The organism is Candidatus Nitrospira salsa, assembly GCF_965152625.1.
The window spans coordinates 1,103,868-1,124,129 of sequence record NZ_CBCUCO010000004.1 but is presented as its reverse complement, the minus strand read 5'-3'; the positions used below and the strand labels follow the sequence as shown (position 1 = coordinate 1,124,129).

The following is a 20,262-nucleotide window of genomic DNA, read 5'->3' as shown; positions in this document are numbered from 1 at the left end:
TTCGTGCTAGGGGCGGGACCCATCATCCGCTTCAGATAGCGGGGGACTGTCCTCCTGGTCCCTCCGCCCCTCTGCATGTACGAGAGTACCGACGTCCAGAAAATGGACATGGAATTTCATTGCGTTCCTAGGAAATTTTTTCCCGACAGTAGATTATGTTCTTTTTATATGCAGGTCTTTTATTCAAATTGACGGAGGATTAACAATGAAATCCCAAGTCGACAGATACCAAGCGTTGCAATACGCATTTATGATGGCGTCACTGATGCTGGGGCTGGGGGTCGTAACGAATCCAGCCAATACGTTTGCCCAAGAAATCGAAGAAGCCGATCCAGCAGAAATTACAGCCGGCGAACGCCTGTTTGTCGAAACGCGGTTTGCTCAATTTTTTAAAACATTTCTGGATGATGGTGGCGATACGAACGATTCTCTTCCAACAGGGGACCCCGCTCTCGATAGAACCGTGAATGCAAGTTTGACATCTCAACAATTAGCTAACGGTCCATTCGCCGGTCAATCCATGAACTGTCGAAGTTGCCATTTTGTTGATGAACTTGGCGTCGAAGAGCCCTTAGAGGGATATTCAATGCGCACATACTCCGATTTCGCTCGGCGCAGTCCTATCCCTGCCCGAGAAGATGGAAAAACGACCGCTGTACGAAATGCACCCGCACTGGTCAATGCGTCATTAGCTCGCAAAAATTTTCTCCTACATCTTGATGGTGAATTTACAACCGTGGCTGACCTGGTCGAAGGGACATTGACCGGTCGTAACTATGGCTGGGTACCTGGAGAAAAAGCCGAAGCCATCGCCCATGTGGCCAGAATCGTACGAGAAGATAAGGGAACAGGTGACTTGGCTCAAGAATTCGGAGGACTCTCCTATTCGGTACTTCTCAAAGGAACAGATCCAGTCATTCCAAAAGACTTCATCCTCCCGGACGAATTTCGGGCAGACGTGCTGAATGCCACGGATGAAGAAATCTTTCAAGCAGTAGCAAAACTCATCGCCGCCTACACTGAAGATTTACGTTTCTCTCAAGACGAGGATGGCAATTTCAATCTTTCGCCTTACGATGTATTTCTCGAAATCAATGGGTTACCACGGCAGACCAAGAAATGGGAATCGGACCTCAGGTACAGCACACAATTGCTTCGAAAGATACTAAGATTAGAAGAGAAATGGCAGTTACAGTTTATCACTAAAAATCCAAATACACCCGATGGTGGATTCGAATTTCACGACCAGTCGTTTGCCTTTGGCGAGCAAGAATTACAAGGGCTCAAGATATTTTTTACCCAGAAAAATCATCGGTTTCAACCAAGTGACCGGGCTCAAGGCAAAATAGGGAACTGCATAGCCTGTCATACAGCGCCAAATTTTACAGATTTCAAATTTCACAATACGGGCATTGCACAGGCAGAGTATGACGGAATCCATGGCACTGGAGCCTTTGCCCAGCTCAACATTCCAGACCTGTGGCAACGTTATCGTCACCATAACGAGTACTTGCCCGCCACCGAACAGCACCCGCAAGCCAAGGAACCATTTCGAACGATTCCTACGACAGAAAACATTCAATACACGGATTTGGGGATCTGGAATATTTTCATGAATCCTGACTTCCCTAAATCTCAGGAACGAATCTGGATCACTCTTTGTAAGGAATCGCTCAGTGAGAGTTTTCGAGTGAGAAACATTATTCGATTCTGTCGGCCCAGCCGACTTCTGCCGAAAGCGATCGCCCGATTCAAAACGCCGGGCCTCCGCGATCTGAGTCATTCGGCACCGTTCAGTCATACGGGTCAAGTTGACACGCTGGAGGATGTCGTACGCGGCTACATCACGAATTCCGAAATGCGACGGCAGGGAACCCTTCGAAATGGTGATCAACGACTAAAGAATATTGCGCTGACGGAACAGGATATTGCGCCATTGGTCTTGTTTTTAAAATCACTCAACGAAGATTACAGTTAAACCAGGATTTCGCCACAACAATCAGGAGTCAGATTCATGACGAGACAAGACAACATAAGACGCACTCCACGATCCTCATGGAGCCAGACATGCTTTATTGCTTTTTCATCTGTGATTTGCAGTCTAATGGTTCTATCAATTGCTCACGCCACGGCTTTAAGCGAAGCTGACGTTCAGGCTCAATTGACATTGGCGATACCGTCTACCGGAATTGAATTTGGAATCATTGACTCATTCGGAATCACCGACACCATCGAAAATGGTCACGCATCGGCCACCGCCTTCGCTCCCACCCCACAGGACATCAATCATGGAATTCAAGCGGGTGCCAAGGCAACCGCGAATGCATCGCCCTCAGGATCGGCCATGGGAATCGGTGCAGCATTCGGGGTGATCGAGTTGACGAATACGACCACAAATCCCGTCGATATTGACCTCACGGTAATCTACGAATGGTCACTACAAGGCTCTGTCGATCATCCGAATGCTGAAGAGGCCTATGCTGAAATCGCGTTGGAAATTTTCATCAATGATGTTACACAGGCCTCAATATTCGAAGACAACAGTACCTCGCCAAATTTCAGTATGGGCTCAGGAAACACTGTGCCAGGATTTCCCATCACACAGACGTATTCTGGTGTGCCTCTCCCTACCGGAACAACATTTGTCGAAATGGCCGTGGCGGCTCAGGCAGACGCAAGCTCGGCGACAGTCCCCGAACCCTCAACATTGCTTCTGCTTGGCTCGGGACTCATCGGATTAACCCTGTACTATCGAAAAAAGTGACAGGAAAGTCAGCATGACGATTGACCCATAATTTAGTGCAACCCATATGGCCAGAGGACCTGATCCCAGAGCCCAAAGTGTTTCAACACTTTGGGCTCTTTTTTTTCACCCTGAAGAACAACCAAACGATCTGATGACTGAAAAATTTCTATACAGACAACAAAGACAGACAGCTCAGGCTGATCGTGAATTAACGTACGGGAGGATTACCATGACCGTATCTCAGTTAACTGCACCCCAGATAGAGTCGCATAGAAGAGGTGAAAGAGACTTAATCCAAGAACTTCGTGAGTTTACAGAAAACTGGGTTAATCGAATGAAACTCCTGAAACCCGTCAACGAGCCACAAGCCATTGCCCGGGAAGTGATGGATGAACTCTTGATTTACGGGATCAATCCGTCACACACGATGAACCCCCTGCCAAGACAAATTCATGATTTTATCATGTCAAACCTTCGTCATGGCGTCTCACTGAAAGATCTCTCAAAATTTCTGGGGTATTCTGAGAAATATTGCTCCGAACTGTTTCAATCACAAATGGGGGAGTCTTTTTCTGCTTATCTCAGACGTGTGAGAATTGAAAGAGCTCAGCGACTCTTGGAAGATGAAAGTATCGGGCTCACGCATATTGCCGACGAATTGGGGTTCGGGGATCAATTTGCATTCAGTCACTTCTTTAAGAAGACAACAGGACAGTCTCCCAGGCAATTTCGTCACAATGTACAGAGAAATCTCAAAGTCCATGCATGAACAATCAAACCGAACCTCGTACCACATCTGCGGCATAGACCGTGACGAGGATAGAAGCACAGACCAGATGGTCGTGGATCATACTCAACATGTCCGCTTCACATCTTTATGTAAAAAGAACCTCAAAAGAAATCGTCGTTCAGGATGACTAGTTTTCCGAAACACTTAAAGTTCGAATGTACGCAAGCACATCACGAATTTGGTCAGCCGAGAGCGAAGACTTCCAAGCGGGCATACCTTTATCCGTGATTCCATTACTGATAATGGTCAACAGTTCGGAGTCCGGATCAGTGCGGACATCCTCACTGGTCAGATCTGCAGGCGGTGGACTGAGATACGCCCCGGTGGGACCATCCCCTTTTCCGCTTTCCCCGTGGCAGGTCACACAATTCGCTTCAAAAATGGTTCGCCCATTCTTAGGATCTGACTTCGTGTCTTCAGCCGTCACGACCTGCCCCGCGACAGACAAACTCCAGACCAACACCCCAGCGAACATCAGAACATCAATACGTCGCATAGATCTCTTCCCTTTCAAACAATAGAAATAAGTGGATGAATATCGTTACTGGTTACACTATATGTTCTAAAAACACTCATGACAACTATCTTTGCCGACCCATCATCATCCAAGAATCCTGTGATGAATGTTGCCTTTTCCACATAACCCATCATCTCGTCAAACAGGAATTTGAACATGTTTTTCTGGAGTTTGGACATGTAGAACTTACCATGGTTGATGTTAAAGTTGTTATGATTTTGAATTTCGATATCAACAAAAAGCACTACAGAATGCCATTGCAGTAGCTTGTTAATTTCATGAATTCCAACGTCACGTTACACCAGAAAACATCTCGATTCACTGTCGCCTCTTGGATAGGTTCGTTCATATTCCATGGACTCATTATCTTTCTAGCCTTGGAACTTATGGTACATGTCACCCCCCCACCGTCATCAAAGCCTCACCAGTGGAATGTCTCTCTCGTCAAACCCATGCCCTCGCCACAACCGCCACAGCCAAGTCAGACGGTCAAACGAGTCAAGCCAACACAACAAGCTCCGGCCATTCGTCCTCAGCCAAAGAAACAGATCGCTCAACGCCAACTTCGGACACAACAATCGATCACTCACCAAGTCGTCCACCGACCCCTGCGTCGGCCTGTTACCACACCATCAGCGATACCTCAACAATCATTACCAAAACCCATGGAACAAACCGCGGTGCGACAATCACCTTCACGCAAGGTCACGACACCTCATCAAAGCATCACCACTCGGGCTCAACCCGTAAACACTCAACGCCAAGTACGACATGCAACGACAGTGAAGACGACAAATACAAAACATTCAAAGGCCGTGGCCAAAACCGTCACCACTGTCCAAACACAGAGCAGTGCACAGCAGACAACACCAGTCAGAACATCTCCCAAACAAGTGAGTGCAACGTCTCAGGTGACAGTCGCCAAAGCCATCTCTCAACCATCCAGAATCCAAGAGGAAAAAGTACACTCAATGGTCCAGCCCCATTCGGCCGTTGAACGCCCACTGAGTCGTCAACAAGGCGTGGTCGCAAAATCAAATACACAACAACAACGCCTGAAACCAGCCATTTTTTCTGGAAGTCCAGATCGTCAAGTAACGAGACGTCTGTCCTCCAAGGCGAAACCTGTCTCAGCAGCTAAGCCCAAGATTGCTTCGCGACCAAAACCTTCTAAAAATACACGCGTCACATCAAACACCCTCTCACCTGAAGTTCTGGACTTCCTGAAATTACTTCGGAAAAAAATTCAGAGGCATCGTGAGTACCCACGTATTGCCAAACGACTTGGCTATCATGGCGTCACCACCGTCGCGTTTTCCTTATCGCAAGGCGGAGACCTCACATTGCTCAAAGTGTCCGAACCCTCAGGGCATTCAATTTTAGATGAAGCCGCCCTGGACGCCATTAAAAAAGTGATTCCCATGAAGCCACCCTCGATGATGGGAAATGCCGCCATTGAAATCCCCGTGTCGTTTGAATTGCGACGATGACGACAACGCAACCTCTAACAACAACCGAGTCAATTCAATGTTTCCGATACACAAATCACCGAGAACAGATCATCAATCTTTTATGGACGTAATAAAAGGAGAACCGACCATGCTCATACGACTGCTCATGACCCTACTCATCCTCGGATGCCCCATGTTCACTACCATAGCTCTGGCCAATTCATCCGCCTTCACGGCCAAAACCACCGATGCCAGCGGCGTCGAGATGACGCTGGACAATGCACGGCTCTACTGGGAAGACCAAATTGATGACACCACGTTTGTCCCGCATGAAATTACCCATGTCCCTGTCAAACGAGGCACCGCCACCATGAATGTCAAGTTCGAAAATATTAAACATATCGACGTGAAGCCTGGGCAAGCGGATAAAGGCACGGCCTCTCTGAACATTTCGCTTCAAAATGGAAAAAGTGGTGAATTCCCTTTAGCCAAGAGTGTGAGTCTGATTGGAGACTCTGACTTTGGGCAAATTAAAGTTCCGGTGGAGGACTTGCGAACTATTGTTTTCACAAAAAATACCCCAATAGAAAGTGTTCAGTCTCAATCAAAGACCAAATAGCATCATTGGAGAAAGAACGTAAAAAGGAGCCTCTCTCATGAACTCATTACAAGCGCTCGTCGATTACGGAATCATCGGGCTGTTGATTGCCTTAAGCATTTGGGCCCTGGCTGTGGGAACGGAACGATGGATGTTCTATCGACGACTCAACCTTGCTCAGTTTCCAGACCGACAACGTCTCGAAATTTCTTTAACCAAACGGCTCGTCATTATTGGAACCGTCGCGGCCAATGCGCCATACATCGGGCTTCTGGGTACAGTCCTGGGGATTATGATGACCTTTCAAAGCATGGGAACGGCAAAAACCATTACCGTCAGCACCATCATGGTCGGATTAAGCTTAGCCTTAAAAGCGACAGCCGTTGGTCTCCTCGTCGCCATTCCTTGTGTCGTCATGAATAATGCCTTGCGTCGACGAGTCACAGAACTCCTCACAGAACATCAGGTGGTCCATGGATCCTGAAATGAATCAAATCAATGTCATTCCACTCGTCGATGTGATGCTCGTCTTGTTGGTGATTGTTCTCACCACGGCCACCTTCATCACCACGGGTCATATTCCAGTCGATTTAGCCAAGGCATCAGAAGCAGCCGCCCAACCTGATGAACCTATTCGCATCACCTTGACGTCAAAGGGAACGCTGTTTCTCAACGACCAAGAAATGTCCAGAGAAGGCCTTATCGCCCAGCTACAAGAGTTTCCTCGAAAAACTCTCGTCGTCGTACGGGCAGACCGGATTATTAAGCTTGAACAATTTGTCGACGTTGTCGATGAAGTGAAAGGCGAGGGCTTTCAACAAGTCAGTCTGGCTGTCGAGCGAAAATAGCTTCAACTAGAATCGGCAAGCAATGAGGCGAATTCATACATGTTAACTTCTCTTTGAAAGACCTAGCCGAGATGGGCATAAAAAACTATGGCCGTCTCGACTATTCTCCGAATAGTTAGAGTGAACTGGACACCCTTCAGATCTTTCTAGTAATCTTCTCTACCTCTCGCTTGAATTTTTCTCTCCATCATCAAGGAATAATTTCCCCACAAAGATAGACTAAATAACGAATGCCTATAGCCGCTTCGAATAACTTCCTCATGTTTGAAGCAAGTAATCGCGCGGGCTTGGCGATCTCAAGTCGACACCTCAGGAGCAGACCCGCGTTGAACGTCAGTGACCTATTGAGGTTACGCAGGATCACACAACAATCGTCGCCAAGGTTGCAGCTGGAACTTATTTGGATTCGCTATAGCTTCGGGAATACTCGACCTCGCCAAGAGACGCTCTCCTCTTTTCATAACAATGCTTATTTGCCACGCCTCACTCAACCATTCCCTTTAGAGGGTAAACGATAGTTTCTCATCTCAGGCAATCGCCAGCTCTTCTTTGCATTTCATGCTGATTTTCCAGAAATCAATATCTTTTTCTGGAAAATGAACATTCTCCGCATGCTCAAACTTCTCCTATACTGACCAGCCTTTTTGAGTCACGACTTAAAAGACATAACAGACGCACCGACATCTGTGTTTCGTTTATTTCCATTCGGCAACCGGCATCACGATTCATTGACAAAATCTTTTACGGGAGAATTCATGCGTATTCATGATGGTCGATTGGTACTACTCATTGTCAGTTGGCTTGGGTTGACGGGGCTGCCATTACCTAGCGCAGCAGAAGTTTCAATAGTAGAAGAGCACAAGCCAAACACCGAACCTCCCCTTACAGAAACCCTCGATACACAAGATGCAGCCAATGAAGTAAAACCCCAAGCATCGATCAATCAGACAGTATCTCCTCAAAGGATTAAGCTGAAGCCCGTGACCGTAACGGCAACTCGGTTCGAATCACCCTTGTCGTCTATCCCAGGCTCCGTCACAGTCATTCCACCCGAAACCATCAAAGAACAAAGCTTGCTCACACGAAACCCGAGCGATCTTCTGGGAAAACTCGTTCCTGGCCTGGCCCCGGGCAATCAATCACCGACAAACAATCCTATAGGCAGTAATGGCGGACAAACACTTCGAGGTCGAACCGCATTAGTCTTGATCGATGGCGTCCCGCAAACGTCAATCCGGAATGCCGGCCGGGACCTGCGAACTATTGACCCCTCTGCAATTGATCGAATAGAAGTCGTTCGTGGTGCCACATCGATCTATGGCGATGGCGCCACTGGCGGCATCATCAATATCATCACTAAACGACCAAATTCAGAAATTCCGACATGGACAACTGATGTCATGATCAACTCTGCTCCAACGAATCCGTCAGCCAGTTTCGGAGGACGGTTTGCGCAATCACTTTCAGGAAAGAAATCCGGCGTCGATTACCTTGTAAGTGGTTCGTACGAATATGTCGGGGGGATGTTTGATGCCGATGCCAGTCGGGTTCCCCCAGATTTGTTAAGCGCTCAAGGAGGACTATCCGATCTCAGCGTCTACAACATCATGGGAAAATTTGGCTATGATTTCTCTCAACAACGCATCCAACTTACCGTCAATCATTTCCAGTCACAACAAGATACAGATTACGCGTCAGACCCAACGGTGAACACGCTTCCTCTAAAATCCGTGCGTGCTCGATCACGTAAAGGTCTCAAATTAGACGATCAACCGGAATCCCGGAACACCATGGTCAATCTGGACTATACCCATCAGAATATCTTTGGAAGTCGAGTGCATTCCCTGGCCTATTATCGCAATGCGTTAACACGGTTTCAGCCCTTTGACGGTCAGGCCATTGCCAGTCTTGGGAACAACATCACGCAATCACGAGTGGAATCAGAGGAAATCGGATTTCGACTGGAGATCAATACCCCCATTCCGCTTCCACGCGTCACATCACCACGCCTTTTGTGGGGACTCGACTTCTCTCGGGAAGAAGCTTCTCAGCGTGTTGCAATCATGGATCCTACCGCATTCAATAATTCGAACGGGCTTGTATTTCAAAAGGTTGATGATCGTGTGTGGGTTCCCCCGTTGGAACAACGCAATCTTGGATTATTCGGACAACTGGAATGGAGCCTATTGGAGAATTGGATTCTTCAAGGAGGCATTCGCTATGAACGCATTGATCTCAACCTTGAATCGTTTACAACACTGGCTGGAAATACCATTGCAGGAGGAGATCTTGATTTTGACGCAACCGTTTTCAATGCCGGAACAGTCGTTTTTCTCACGGATGCTGTCAATGTCTTTTTTAATTATTCACAAGGCTTTTCTATTCCCGATACTGGATTAATTCTTCGAAGCGCTCCCGCCAGCTTTTCTTTTGCGTCCTCTCAACTTGAACCCATTGAAGTAGATACCTATGAGCTGGGAATTCGCGGAGAATGGCACACCTTCCAAACTTCACTCTCCGGATTCTATAGCGAATCGGATTTTGGCGTCTCTTCCAACGGATTCGCCGCAAATGTCATACGCGCTCCGGAACGCGTATGGGGAATCGAAGGCACATTTGACGTTCAACCGGACGAAGCCTGGGCTTTGGGAGGCACACTCACCTGGCTCGAAGGTGAAAACGATGTAGACCGCGATGACAACTACGATGCGCTAAATGGATTTCGGATACCACCGGTCAAGTTAACCGGATATATTGAACACAATACGGTCCCTGAGTGGAAATGGAAAAACCGCATTCAGATTCTCTATGTTGGAAATCGTAACCCCGGGCTAAACCCTATGTCCTTTGGAGGAAGGCCAGTTGAAAGTTATACCGTGCTGGATCTCATTAGCACAATTCAGGCTGGACCAGGACTCCTTCGCTTTGGCATAGAAAATCTTCTTAACCAAGATTATTTCAATACTACGGCTCAACTTCTGAGGACCGGAAGGAACGACAGTTATACCGCCTCACGAGGGATGGTCGTCACGCTGGGCTACCGCGTACAATATTAATAAACTGCATGTTGTCGAAATCAGCCTTTTCATAGAAAACGGCAAGAGGTCGCTTTCGGTGTCAAGACCAAGGCCAAAGCCCACACATCAGCATCGCCCTTCGTTCAATAGAAGAAGGGGGAAGAATATTTCCCTAAGCTTTCATTTTCCAGTCATCCAACACATTTTTCTGGAAAATGAACATTCTCTTAATGAACAGACCTTGTTTATACTCCTCCCCGCTCCTATCAAAATTTCCTATGAAGTCTTTAAGCACCAACATGTCTAACCTTGACCTGAAGACCCAATCAGGGACTTCAGGAAAACCTGTCAGGACAAGAACCCCATCACATCCGATTTTTGAGAGCCTGGACCTCTTCCAAGGCCATCAGAAAATTACCATCATTCATCAAGGACAAGAATATACGTTACAAGTCACACGTCAGGAAAAATTGCTCCTGACCAAATAGTTCAACGCCAGCGTCCCAGGGTAGCTTCTACCGTCAGTTGGGTTGCCAGCCAACATCGCACATTTCCCCAACTAGTTAGTAGGAGAATCTATGGGCATCCTCACCAATCGTTCGTTGGCATTCATTATCGTCTGCATGAGCTGCCTGCACATGGCCACTCCAAGTATGGCAGAAACAGGGAGAGAGCAGACAGAAGCTTCTCAACAAAAGACACATTCAGATGGGCCGCAGAGCTCTGGTGATGTGTCCACAGAATCCAACACATCCGTTGACGCATCAAGTGAACAGACAGCGGTTCAGAAGATCAAACTCAAACCAGTCACGGTCTCCGCGACACGGGTGGAAAAACCCATTTCCGCCATTCCCAATACCGTCACGATTTTGGAGCGAGAAGCCATTACCCAGCAAACGACGATCCGAGATGATGTGCAAAGTATTCTCGAAAATACCGTCCCCGGATTTGGACCAAGTCTGAGACGATTAAACGGACAAGCCGAGAGTTTCCGTGGAAGAAATCCACTGTACTTAATCGACGGCGTCCCGCAATTCAATGCGCTCCGAAACGCCTCACGCGACGGGAAAACGATTGACCCGTTTTTTCTTGAGCGCATCGAAGTGATACATGGGTCCAACTCAATCCAAGGTGTGGGGGCGACCGGCGGTGTTGTCAGCATGGTCACCCGCTCGCCTCGGACCGATGGGACTTGGACGAATTTGCTTCGAGCCGGCGTGACCTCGCATGACAGCTTCAATCAAGACGGATTCACCTACAAAGTCGCTGGGTTGACCGGGAAAAAATTTGAACGTTTTTTTGACGTCATTGGAGGGGCCACCTTTCATCACCGAGGGCTCTTCTTTGACGGCAATGGTGACCGAGTGGGTCTGTATCAATCGCAAGGCGACGCAATGGATTCAAAATCGTGGGATGTCTTTTTCAAGGCTGGATTTGAACCAGATAACCATCAACGCCTTCAAGTGATGGTCAATCATTTCAATCTTGAATCTGATGGAGACTTTGGACCAGTCATCGGCGACCGTTCAACAGGACGCCTCACGACGACGGAAAAAGGCGGACTTTTTACCAGGGAACTGGATCCTCCTGAAAACGACGTCACGACGTTGTCTGTGGATTACACTCACAGTTCACTGTTTAACGGAAAACTCACCTCTCAGTTTTTCTATCAAGACTTTGCGGCCGTCTTCGCAGGCGGGTTTAATACGTTTTACACGTTGACTCCTGGCGGCGCAGCCGAATTTGATCAATCCACATTAAAATCCAAAAAATACGGGGCAAAGTTTATCTATTCCTGGAACGGTCTGGAGGATTGGGATATGACGCCAAGTCTTGGGTTTGATTTCACCCGAGACAACACATCACAAGTGCTCGTGCAGACAGGTCGCAGCTTTATGCCGGAAACGATCTTCGACAGCTACGCCCCGTTTGCTCAATTTGACTACACGATACTCGATCGGGTTCACCTGACTGCCGGCGTACGCTATATCTTTGCCGAACTCACCGTCGACGATTTCACGACACTTCCGGTAACAAATAATACGTTTGTCTCCGGCGGCAATCCGACATTTGAGGAAGTGCTGCCAAACGGAGGGATTACATTCGATGTCACTCCATGGATGTCTGTCTATGGCTCATACGCAGAAGGCTTCACCATGCCGGATGTCGGCCGAGTGTTACGCGGCATTGATACTCCAGGACAGGATGTGGACTCCTTTCTCAATCTCGACCCCGTGGTCACGGAAAACATTGAGTTCGGCGTCAACATGAACTTCAGTCGAGGGCAACTACATGTCGCCTATTATCGCTCAGATTCAGATCTCGCAGCCAGGCTACAGGCGAATCCCGATGACAGCTTTACCGTCGAACGCGAGAAAACTCGCATCTACGGACTTGATGTCACCGGATCAGTCGATGTCACAGATGAGATTGTCGTCGGGTTGAATTATTCCTGGATTCAAGGAGAAATCGATTCAGATGATAATGGGTCATTCGACACGGAACTCGATGGCGTTAACATCTCACCGAATCGGCTGAACCTCTTTAGCACTATCTCGCTCGACAACGGACTCAGCGGTCGAGTGCAATTGTCACATTTGTTTAAACGAAGTTTCGGGGGAGCATCAAACAATCCAAATGCCAACTTCAACGGCATCACGCTCGTCGATTTGTTGATCGCTCAACAGACCGAGTACGGACAGTTTAGTCTGGGCATTGAAAATCTCCTTGACAATCAGTATGTGACCTACTTTTCCCAGGTCAATCCATCTCAAAACAACCAATCGTTTTTTGCCGGGAGCGGACGCTCTCTTTCATTGTTCTGGCAACATGAATTTTAATTCTACCACCCATATGAGTGAATCGTGACCGTTCTTCGTTTCTTCCATCGATGGCTGGGGCTGCTCCTCAGCTTCATCGTCGTTGCCATTGCCCTCTCCGGCGGCATCCTGATTTTTCATGATGCCGCCCTTCGTTTCTCCTTACCGGAACTCAGCAATCCAATCACGTCTGAACAAGATCATGCCTACTCGACCGTCTTGACAGAACTCGAACATCGCCTCCCCGATGCCTCAATCCGGCAGATTCGATTTCCCATGCAAGGGAAAAATGCCTTTCAAGTTTGGTTAAGCGATGGCTCTGAAGCCTTTGTGCATCCCATCTCCGGTGAGGTGATCACTCGCTGGACCTGGGATGAATCGCTGATGGATATCCTCTTTGAGTTTCATGTTCATTTGTTCGCCGGTGAAGTGGGTGAGCAGATGAATGGCATCGTGGGCATACTTGTTTTAGGCTTTGTCATCTCGGGACTCGTTCTCTGGTGGCCTCGACGCAAAAAATGGCGTATACGCTCTCTCATCCCGCAACATTCAACATCACTTCATTTCATGCGGTCTCATTCCGCACTTGGCGTCATCTTTTCTGCCGCGATTCTTTTAATCGTCGCCACTGGTATCACAATGGTCTTCAATCGTCCCATTGTCACGGCCATCACGTCTCTTCTTGATTCACAGCCTCCCACGATTCCTTCAGCCACGGTCATATACGTCGATCGGCCCATTCAGTCTTGGACCACCATTCTGAAAACCGTCTCAAAGGTATTACCGGACGGCCAATTAATTTCTGTCCGGCTACCAAGTAAAGACAACGCCGCCATGAGCTTTCGGAAACGTATGCCGGAGGAGTGGCACCCCAACGGCCGTTCATTTGTTCTGCTGAATCCGTACACAGGAGACGTGCTCCAAGCTATTAATGCCCAGCAACAAGAATTTGGCATGCGCATTACACAAAAATTCTATCCACTACATGCATCAAAAATTGGCGGAATCCCGTATACACTTCTTGCACTGAGCACGTCTGGCGCCCTGGTGCTCTTAGGGATATTCGGCATCATGAGTTTTGTCTCTCGAACGTGGCCTCAAAGAAAAAAACAGAAGTCAACTCAAAATCCAATACATATTCTCGATCATGACTGGTGAGAAATAAAGAACTTCTCTAGTGGTCATTACTATGATTTCGAATCAATTCCGTGAGGAACAGAGTGGGGTAGCCATCGGCTTAACAGCGACCTTATTCCCAGTATCGCGTCCTTGCTGTTCCTGCGTGCTCTCACTTTCTTCATTTGAGTTTTCGAAGACACGGATGATTCCGGTATGGTTCGGACGATGTAAGGGGCCCGTTCCAGCTAGCAATCTATTCAAGGCATCGTCGAGGGTGAATTTTCCTGAAACGCCTTGCGTTTGTCGTCCCTTCATTAACGTTGCATCATAGGTCAGGTGAACTCCACCCTCTTTAGCAAAGCTCGTTAACGCTGACCCTAGTTCTCCTGGTGAAACTCGAAACTGCTTCAATTTACGGTCAGTGTCTGAGGCCAACGGCGAAGCCTCTTGCTGTGTAACTTGAATAACAGTTGACTCATCTGCTCTGACCTCACCGAATACCAGGCCACTCAACAGGAATCCAACGGTTACACACCAAAAGGTACGTTGAAACCATGGTGTGTTGTGGTCGTTCAAACACACAAGATACATCGTAAATTCTCCTTAGATTGATTCCTCTAAATCGGGACGACACATGAAAGAAATTGAAAATTGGCACTGCAATGACGCTAAGGGGGCGCAAACAAATGGAGCGGTATCCTAGACGAACATCGCCTTGAAAGGAATGTTCAAATTCCTTAGTTAAACATTCCGGCAAGATTCGAACGGGGAATATCGTCAAGAAAATTTAATGGATCATTCTACGTTGCATTGCGAATACTACGCACTGTTGGCACCCCATGTGAGCTCACGAATCATGAAAAGACAGTCGTTAAAAACGAATATGACAATGAAAAGCATAGGCCCTAACAGTTTCGAGAAATTTAATATCCGCTCTTTTGTCGACATCTCATTAGCGATGTCTTTTGACTTTTTCCCCTCAATAGCGTTCTTCATTTGACACGTCCTTTCCATTCACACAATTTTCTGGAAAATGCACATTCCAATTCTGGCGATTGAACATGTTTTTACCTAGTGCTGGTGCCGTATGGTAGTTCAAACTTTTTCAATCTTGACGAAAGGAATATATCGTGAAACTCTTGCGTCCCATACGATCACCCTCTACCGTCCTTTCCGTTCTTCTTTGCGGATTCGGCGTAGTCCTCTCTCTTTTCACTCCCGGACCTGCGCAGTCAGCAGACTCGCTTGTGGTGTACTCCGGAAGAGCCGAGCGGTTGATTAAACCGGTTCTTGACCGTTTTACAGACCAAACGGGAATCAAGGTTCAGCTTCTGACTTCGAAGACAACAGAACTCGTAAACCGGCTCAAGGCCGAAGGCGAGAACACACCAGCCGATGTGCTCATTACCAACGATGCGACAGGACTCGAACGGGCTCGACAACTCGGCTTGTTCCAACCCCTCGTATCGCAAGATGACATTCAAGCGCATTCCTCGGGCAAAGGAGCGGATTCTCATCCTCCATCAGATCTGAAAAATATTTTAGACAATATCCCAGCACCCTATCGTGCTGAGGACAATAGCTGGATTGGATTATCTGGAAGGTTTTATGTCGTGGTCTATAACACCACGATGGTGAAACCTGAGGACATTCAATCCATTCTCAACCTGGCCGACCCGAAATGGAAAGGAAAGTTAGCCATAGAGAACGCCGGAAGCGAATACCTGCAGTCTGGAGTGTCGGTGATTAAGGCCGCACATGGAGACGATGTCACTCGAAAATTTTTGAAAGGCATCAAAGACAACGCCGAAAACCACGTGTATGGAAAGAGTTCACAACTCGTCAAGGCGGTCACACGAGGCGAGGTCTCGATTGGTCTCGTGAATCATTACTATGTCTATCGGCAGTTAGCAGAAGAGCCAAAATCCCCGATTGCGACGCTCATGCCTGATCAACAAGACGGAGGGATGGGGGCCATTCTCAATGTTGCCGGGATAGCCATGACAAAGCCAAGTAACCATGTCAACGAGGCTCATCAGCTCGTGACGTTTCTAGCCTCTTCCGAGGGACAAGAAATGTTTGCGGATATGAATAAAGAATACCCGCTGAACCCAGAAGTTAAAACGAACGACGTTCTGCCAAAACGATCAAGTTTTCGTGCCGCAACCGTTCCGCTTGGCCAACTGAGTGAACTACACGATCCGGCCATGACTCTGATAGAAGAAGTCGGATTGCGGTAATCAAGAAGAAGGTGTCACAACTCTTCAACAAGGTTGTGACACCTTCTTGAGCCATACTCAATGCCTACGAGTTATCCCTGCAAACGAATTTTGTGAAAATCGAACGAGACTATGGGCAACATGCTCTATCCCCACCTGTCATTGTCTTGGAGTTTCGCATGATCATCGAATCATCCATCACCTCTTGAATCTGTCGTACCCCATACTTGCTTCACGATACATTTCCTGGAAATTTGCATAATTCTCCGGAAAATGAACATTCCGCAAGGCCTGAGTCAATGCTATTAATTGAAAATGATAATGCATTTCAAATTCATAAATAAACGTCACGCCCATTCTTCTTCCTGTCATTATTATGCTCAGACCCTCATGAGCCGCCAGGCACCACCGATGTTTCGGCCACAACCATTTGCACCAGAGGGCAGGCCACGTCACCTGCCCTCCTCCGAGCCAGAGCGCCTCTCCTCCGGGGCGCTCTGGCCTTCTTTTTATTAACCAATAATTTCTTCTCAGGTCATGATTGTCAATCTGCAATCGTTTCGTGTCCAAGGATTCGCAGCTAGGCCGAGCACACGTAGCAAACACCAGACCTGGAAATGTCAGGAATGATGGCTTCCCCCCTCCTACGTGCTACACACAAACAAGAGTATCTCACCCATGAAGTCACGGCACATTTTTGTTGAGGGAGAGTCAGCCGCCATCATTAGCCTGGCGTTTTCGCTCACACTCATCGCAATCTACCTCATTGGTATTTGGGTATGTCCTGTCCTACCGTTATGAAAATTATTAACTGGTCGCTCTTCTTGCAATTCATATGAACCAATAAACAGGCACAGATGTGTTGGGCGCCTTTCCTGAAAGACAAGACGTTCCATACATCAACCTCGCCACGCTTCTTGCACAAATTTCACCGTGCTGAATCATGTTATTTTTCGTCACTTCAAAATATACACGTTTTCTATTGATTAATCGTTCCTGGTTTTTGCACATCTATTTCTGGACTTTAAACATTCCCCTTCTCTCTATATTTCAAGTATTCATACGTTCCGTTTCAAATACAACACTACATGTTTCCATGCCTTCGAATTAACGTCGTTTGATTGGCGGCATTTGAGGAAGACACCGTACCTCTTTCCTCAAAGACGTCTATCTTTTTTATTTCATCAAAGGAGACACGAATGATCCAACGGGCAATCAGGTTACAGCGCGCACTGTTATATCTTTCATGTATGGGAATATTTCTTTGTACATTCCCTATACACAACGAGGCTAAAGCCGAAACATCTGAGGCCATGCGCACCACACCTGACACTGAAGAAGAAGGCCTCAAAGTGAAATTAAAAGAAATTAAAGTCAAGGCCAAGACGCAAGAATTGAAAGAACACCCTGGAGCCGCCACAGTGATTACGAAGGAAGCTATCGAAGCCTTTAAACCAATTAGCACCGTTGAAATTCTCCGGAGGGTCCCCGGCATTCATGCACCGGATGAGTATGGCCGCGGACTTCGTCCTAATATCGGGATTCGAGGAATGAATCCAAACCGAAGTGAAAATGTCTTGCTCCTGCTTGACGGAGCACCCATCCAACCGGCCGTGTATGGAGCCGCATCCGCGTACTTTAATGTCCCGATCGAGCAGATTGAACACATTGAAGTCCTCAGAGGAGGTGCATCGGCCTTATATGGACCCAACACGGTTGGCGGTGTCATTAATTACATCACATACCGCCCTCCGCTGACTCAAGAGATCAATATCCGTGAAACGATACGCGCCGGCGAACAGTTCTCTTCAACCGTTTCCTATGGCAACACATTCAATGAAACCGGGGTGCAATTTCAATACACCAACAATACCGGGAGGCTGGTCCGGGAGAATACCGACATCCAACTCAATGACGTGGCGGTGCGCTTTACCTTTCCCGTTGGTCATAGCGGACAAGCCGATCTTCGCTTGAGCGGATATGTCGAAGAGTCGGATACCCCTGGCGGCTTGTCGGCCGCTCAGTTCAAGGATGATCCAAAGCAGAGTCAGCGATCGAATGACGAGTTCTTTGGACGTCGATACTCCGGCTATTTTCGATTGACCCAACCGATATCCAAGAGTCTGAAGTTTGATGCCATGACTTATACCAATTCATTTCAACGTGATTGGTTTATTGCCGACGGCCCAGATGCCACCGCAACAGGGAATTCACAATTTGTCCGTGACTTCTTTGTAGTAGGAATTAGACCCACAGTGGAATGGTCTCCAAATAGTCGAATCAACGTCGTTGGAGGCGGAAAAATCCATTTTGAAGAACAAGAAGACATTGTCCGCCTTGGGACAACGCCTGATGCTCGAAATGGAACCGTCGACCAAGAGGCTGAGTTATCAACTCTGGCAGGAACAGTTTTCACCACCGCCAAGTTAGAACCCATCAAAGGACTGATTATTTCACCCGGCATCCGTTTTGAACGGTTCACACAAGAACGAGAAGTTGGATTGAGGGCAGGCACAGGGGCCGTAGGCGGCAGCTTAACAACCGAAGAAGTTGTTGGTGGAATCGGGCTCTTATATCACCTACCTCTTGGCATTGAAGTCTTTGGAAATTACTCCAGAAACTTTCAACCTCCCACGTTTAGTGAGGCCACTGATCCCACGTCCGGAACAGCCAATGATCTTGGTGTAGAAACCAGCAACAACTATGAACTGGGATTTCGCTCCAACATCAGTGATTTAGTGTTCATCGAAGGAACCGGGTTTTGGATCAATTTCGACAACCAAATCATTGAAGAAGCCGGCGTCCTTACGAATGCGCAAAAAACCAGGCATCGAGGAATCGAAGGGACTATCAATGCAGGACCATGGCATGGATTGAACGCAAATTTTAATGCCACACTTCTCGAAACCGAATTTTTAACCGGGGTCAATAAGGGAAATGAACTTCCCAGCGCACCAGAATTGCTCTTTAACTGGGCTGTCTCCTACGCCGTTGACACCGATCTGGGCCTGGCCAGAATCCAAATGGATGGAACCTTTGTGGCTGAACAGTTTGCCGATGCAGCCAATACCGTTCAAGAAACTGCGGACGGAAGCAACGGTCAACTGCCCTCCTATCATGTCACCAATTTGCGACTGGACTTCGGCATTCCCAATACCTTCGCAGGAGACATGAACCTCTTTGCGGGCGTGACCAACATTACCAATGAAAAGTATCGAATTCGGCGTCAGGCATTCGTCAATGGAATTATTCCGGGGTTAACCAGAGTGTTCTATGGCGGCATTTCGCTCGATTTTTAACTCTCATCTAATCTGAAGGAGACGATCATGTTACACACATATAGAATTTTCACTGGTTTTACGGCATTGCTGCTAGGACTCGTGCTCTCAGCCACCAATACGTCTGCACATTTTGTCTGGATTGAAAGTCCATCAGCTCTTCCACCAAATCAATCGACAATCGTCAAAGCCTACTTTGGGGAATATCAGGAATCACTCAAAGAACAGACTGGAGGACGACTGGATGAACGCGCCGGTTTGACCTCATGGCTGATTGAGCCGAACGGAAACAAGCGTGTCCTCGAGATAACCCAAGAAACCAACTACTTTCGAATACCCGTCAATCTGAACAATCCCGGCATGTACAATCTGATGGCGATTGATCAAGACGAACCCGTAAGAGACGGGACGCCTTATCCCAGTATCGGCATGCACTATAAGCCGATGTTTTATGCTCGCACACAATTTTCAATTGCAGCACCCCCTGCGTCGTCAGAACATCACACACAGACGGCCGAAACCCTGCAGCTAGATATTGTCCCCAGTCAGCCAGCTTCATCCAAGTCATCCGACTCGCTGACCGTGAATGAGAAAATGGAATTTCAAGTCATCTTTAAAGGACAGCCACTTGCCAAAGCGAAACCGGTCGCCTATGCGCCTAATGGATGGAGCAAAGAATTAGAGACCAATGATTCAGGCGTGACACACTTTACTCCGATCTGGCCAGGAACGTATGTCATTGATTATGTAAATCTGGAAAAGACACCAGGGAAATTTCAAGATCAACCATATGAGGCGATTCGGCATCGAGCAACGCTCACCATCCATGTTGTCGAATCGCAAGGGAAATAGCACCATCC

16 protein-coding genes are annotated in these 20,262 nt (G+C 47.6%); 14 read left to right on the top strand and 2 right to left on the bottom strand.

The window, feature by feature from the left end; translation table 11 throughout:
- The first annotated feature begins 205 nt into the window (after positions 1 to 205).
- From ACWQXP_RS19305 to ACWQXP_RS19295, 3 genes are all read left to right on the top strand, one after another.
- Positions 206 to 1,978, top strand: coding sequence for a hypothetical protein (locus ACWQXP_RS19305; protein ID WP_454064472.1), 1,773 nt, complete (start codon positions 206 to 208; stop codon positions 1,976 to 1,978).
- Between the two features lie 126 nt (positions 1,979 to 2,104).
- On the top strand, positions 2,105 to 2,764 hold the full coding sequence (locus ACWQXP_RS19300) for a PEP-CTERM sorting domain-containing protein (protein WP_454064471.1): 660 nt from the start codon (positions 2,105 to 2,107) through the stop codon (positions 2,762 to 2,764).
- A gap of 211 nt (positions 2,765 to 2,975) precedes the next feature.
- Positions 2,976 to 3,515, top strand: coding sequence for a helix-turn-helix transcriptional regulator (locus tag ACWQXP_RS19295; protein ID WP_454064470.1), 540 nt, complete (start codon positions 2,976 to 2,978; stop codon positions 3,513 to 3,515).
- A gap of 148 nt (positions 3,516 to 3,663) precedes the next feature.
- Here the strand turns inward: ACWQXP_RS19295 and ACWQXP_RS19290 are convergent, their stop codons facing one another.
- Positions 3,664 to 4,032 carry a c-type cytochrome gene (locus ACWQXP_RS19290; RefSeq protein ID WP_454064469.1) on the bottom strand — a complete coding sequence of 123 codons (369 nt, stop codon included), beginning with the start codon at positions 4,030 to 4,032 and terminating at the stop codon, positions 3,664 to 3,666.
- A 407-nt stretch (positions 4,033 to 4,439) separates the two neighbouring features.
- Between ACWQXP_RS19290 and ACWQXP_RS19285 the strand changes: the two genes are divergently transcribed.
- From ACWQXP_RS19285 to ACWQXP_RS19250, 8 genes are all read left to right on the top strand, one after another.
- Complete coding sequence (locus ACWQXP_RS19285; protein WP_454064468.1) at positions 4,440 to 5,543, top strand: energy transducer TonB; 1,104 nt, start codon at positions 4,440 to 4,442, stop codon at positions 5,541 to 5,543.
- A 109-nt stretch (positions 5,544 to 5,652) separates the two neighbouring features.
- Complete coding sequence (locus ACWQXP_RS19280) at positions 5,653 to 6,123, top strand: hypothetical protein (protein WP_454064467.1); 471 nt, start codon at positions 5,653 to 5,655, stop codon at positions 6,121 to 6,123.
- A gap of 37 nt (positions 6,124 to 6,160) precedes the next feature.
- A complete protein-coding gene (gene exbB, locus ACWQXP_RS19275) occupies positions 6,161 to 6,586 on the top strand; it encodes a TonB-system energizer ExbB (protein ID WP_454064466.1) in 426 nt (141 codons plus the stop codon).
- A gap of 1 nt (position 6,587) precedes the next feature.
- Positions 6,588 to 6,950 carry an ExbD/TolR family protein gene (locus ACWQXP_RS19270; protein WP_454064465.1) on the top strand — a complete coding sequence of 121 codons (363 nt, stop codon included), beginning with the start codon at positions 6,588 to 6,590 and terminating at the stop codon, positions 6,948 to 6,950.
- A 755-nt stretch (positions 6,951 to 7,705) separates the two neighbouring features.
- Entirely contained in the window at positions 7,706 to 10,006 is a 2,301-nt protein-coding gene (locus ACWQXP_RS19265; RefSeq protein ID WP_454064464.1) for a TonB-dependent receptor, read from the top strand.
- A 176-nt stretch (positions 10,007 to 10,182) separates the two neighbouring features.
- Positions 10,183 to 10,455, top strand: a complete 273-nt coding sequence (gene hemP, locus ACWQXP_RS19260; protein WP_454064463.1) for a hemin uptake protein HemP — start codon at positions 10,183 to 10,185, stop codon at positions 10,453 to 10,455.
- Between the two features lie 90 nt (positions 10,456 to 10,545).
- Positions 10,546 to 12,807 (top strand): TonB-dependent receptor, encoded by a 2,262-nt coding sequence (locus ACWQXP_RS19255; RefSeq protein ID WP_454064462.1) that lies wholly within the window; start codon positions 10,546 to 10,548, stop codon positions 12,805 to 12,807.
- A 24-nt stretch (positions 12,808 to 12,831) separates the two neighbouring features.
- The gene (locus tag ACWQXP_RS19250) at positions 12,832 to 13,944 is read left to right on the top strand and encodes a PepSY-associated TM helix domain-containing protein (RefSeq protein WP_454064461.1); all 1,113 of its coding nucleotides are present in this window, start codon (positions 12,832 to 12,834) and stop codon (positions 13,942 to 13,944) included.
- Between the two features lie 42 nt (positions 13,945 to 13,986).
- Here the strand turns inward: ACWQXP_RS19250 and ACWQXP_RS19245 are convergent, their stop codons facing one another.
- Positions 13,987 to 14,496, bottom strand: a complete 510-nt coding sequence (locus tag ACWQXP_RS19245; protein WP_454064460.1) for an STN domain-containing protein — start codon at positions 14,494 to 14,496, stop codon at positions 13,987 to 13,989.
- Positions 14,497 to 15,035: 539 nt separating this feature from the next.
- On the opposite strand from ACWQXP_RS19245, the gene ACWQXP_RS19240 reads away from it, so the two are divergent.
- The 3 genes from ACWQXP_RS19240 (at position 15,036) to ACWQXP_RS19230 (ending at position 20,254) form a co-directional block, all read left to right on the top strand.
- On the top strand, positions 15,036 to 16,145 hold the full coding sequence (locus ACWQXP_RS19240; protein ID WP_454064459.1) for an extracellular solute-binding protein: 1,110 nt from the start codon (positions 15,036 to 15,038) through the stop codon (positions 16,143 to 16,145).
- A gap of 1,178 nt (positions 16,146 to 17,323) precedes the next feature.
- On the top strand, positions 17,324 to 19,423 hold the full coding sequence (locus tag ACWQXP_RS19235; RefSeq protein WP_454064458.1) for a TonB-dependent receptor family protein: 2,100 nt from the start codon (positions 17,324 to 17,326) through the stop codon (positions 19,421 to 19,423).
- Between the two features lie 27 nt (positions 19,424 to 19,450).
- Positions 19,451 to 20,254 carry a DUF4198 domain-containing protein gene (locus ACWQXP_RS19230; RefSeq protein ID WP_454064457.1) on the top strand — a complete coding sequence of 268 codons (804 nt, stop codon included), beginning with the start codon at positions 19,451 to 19,453 and terminating at the stop codon, positions 20,252 to 20,254.
- Positions 20,255 to 20,262 lie beyond the last annotated feature (8 nt).

Excerpts from the sequence above, each read along its gene's own strand:
- ACWQXP_RS19305 (WP_454064472.1), top strand. The coding sequence starts at position 206 with ATGAAATCCCAAGTCGACAGATACCAAGCGTTGCAATACGCATTTATG.
- ACWQXP_RS19300 (WP_454064471.1), top strand. The coding sequence starts at position 2,105 with ATGGTTCTATCAATTGCTCACGCCACGGCTTTAAGCGAAGCTGACGTT.
- ACWQXP_RS19295 (WP_454064470.1), top strand. The coding sequence starts at position 2,976 with ATGACCGTATCTCAGTTAACTGCACCCCAGATAGAGTCGCATAGAAGA.
- ACWQXP_RS19290 (WP_454064469.1), bottom strand. The coding sequence starts at position 4,032 with ATGCGACGTATTGATGTTCTGATGTTCGCTGGGGTGTTGGTCTGGAGT.
- ACWQXP_RS19285 (WP_454064468.1), top strand. The coding sequence starts at position 4,440 with ATGGTACATGTCACCCCCCCACCGTCATCAAAGCCTCACCAGTGGAAT.
- ACWQXP_RS19280 (WP_454064467.1), top strand. The coding sequence starts at position 5,653 with ATGCTCATACGACTGCTCATGACCCTACTCATCCTCGGATGCCCCATG.
- exbB (WP_454064466.1), top strand. The coding sequence starts at position 6,161 with ATGAACTCATTACAAGCGCTCGTCGATTACGGAATCATCGGGCTGTTG.
- ACWQXP_RS19270 (WP_454064465.1), top strand. The coding sequence starts at position 6,588 with ATGAATCAAATCAATGTCATTCCACTCGTCGATGTGATGCTCGTCTTG.
- ACWQXP_RS19265 (WP_454064464.1), top strand. The coding sequence starts at position 7,706 with ATGCGTATTCATGATGGTCGATTGGTACTACTCATTGTCAGTTGGCTT.
- hemP (WP_454064463.1), top strand. The coding sequence starts at position 10,183 with ATGAACATTCTCTTAATGAACAGACCTTGTTTATACTCCTCCCCGCTC.
- ACWQXP_RS19255 (WP_454064462.1), top strand. The coding sequence starts at position 10,546 with ATGGGCATCCTCACCAATCGTTCGTTGGCATTCATTATCGTCTGCATG.
- ACWQXP_RS19245 (WP_454064460.1), bottom strand. The coding sequence starts at position 14,496 with ATGTATCTTGTGTGTTTGAACGACCACAACACACCATGGTTTCAACGT.
- ACWQXP_RS19235 (WP_454064458.1), top strand. The coding sequence starts at position 17,324 with ATGATCCAACGGGCAATCAGGTTACAGCGCGCACTGTTATATCTTTCA.
- ACWQXP_RS19230 (WP_454064457.1), top strand. The coding sequence starts at position 19,451 with ATGTTACACACATATAGAATTTTCACTGGTTTTACGGCATTGCTGCTA.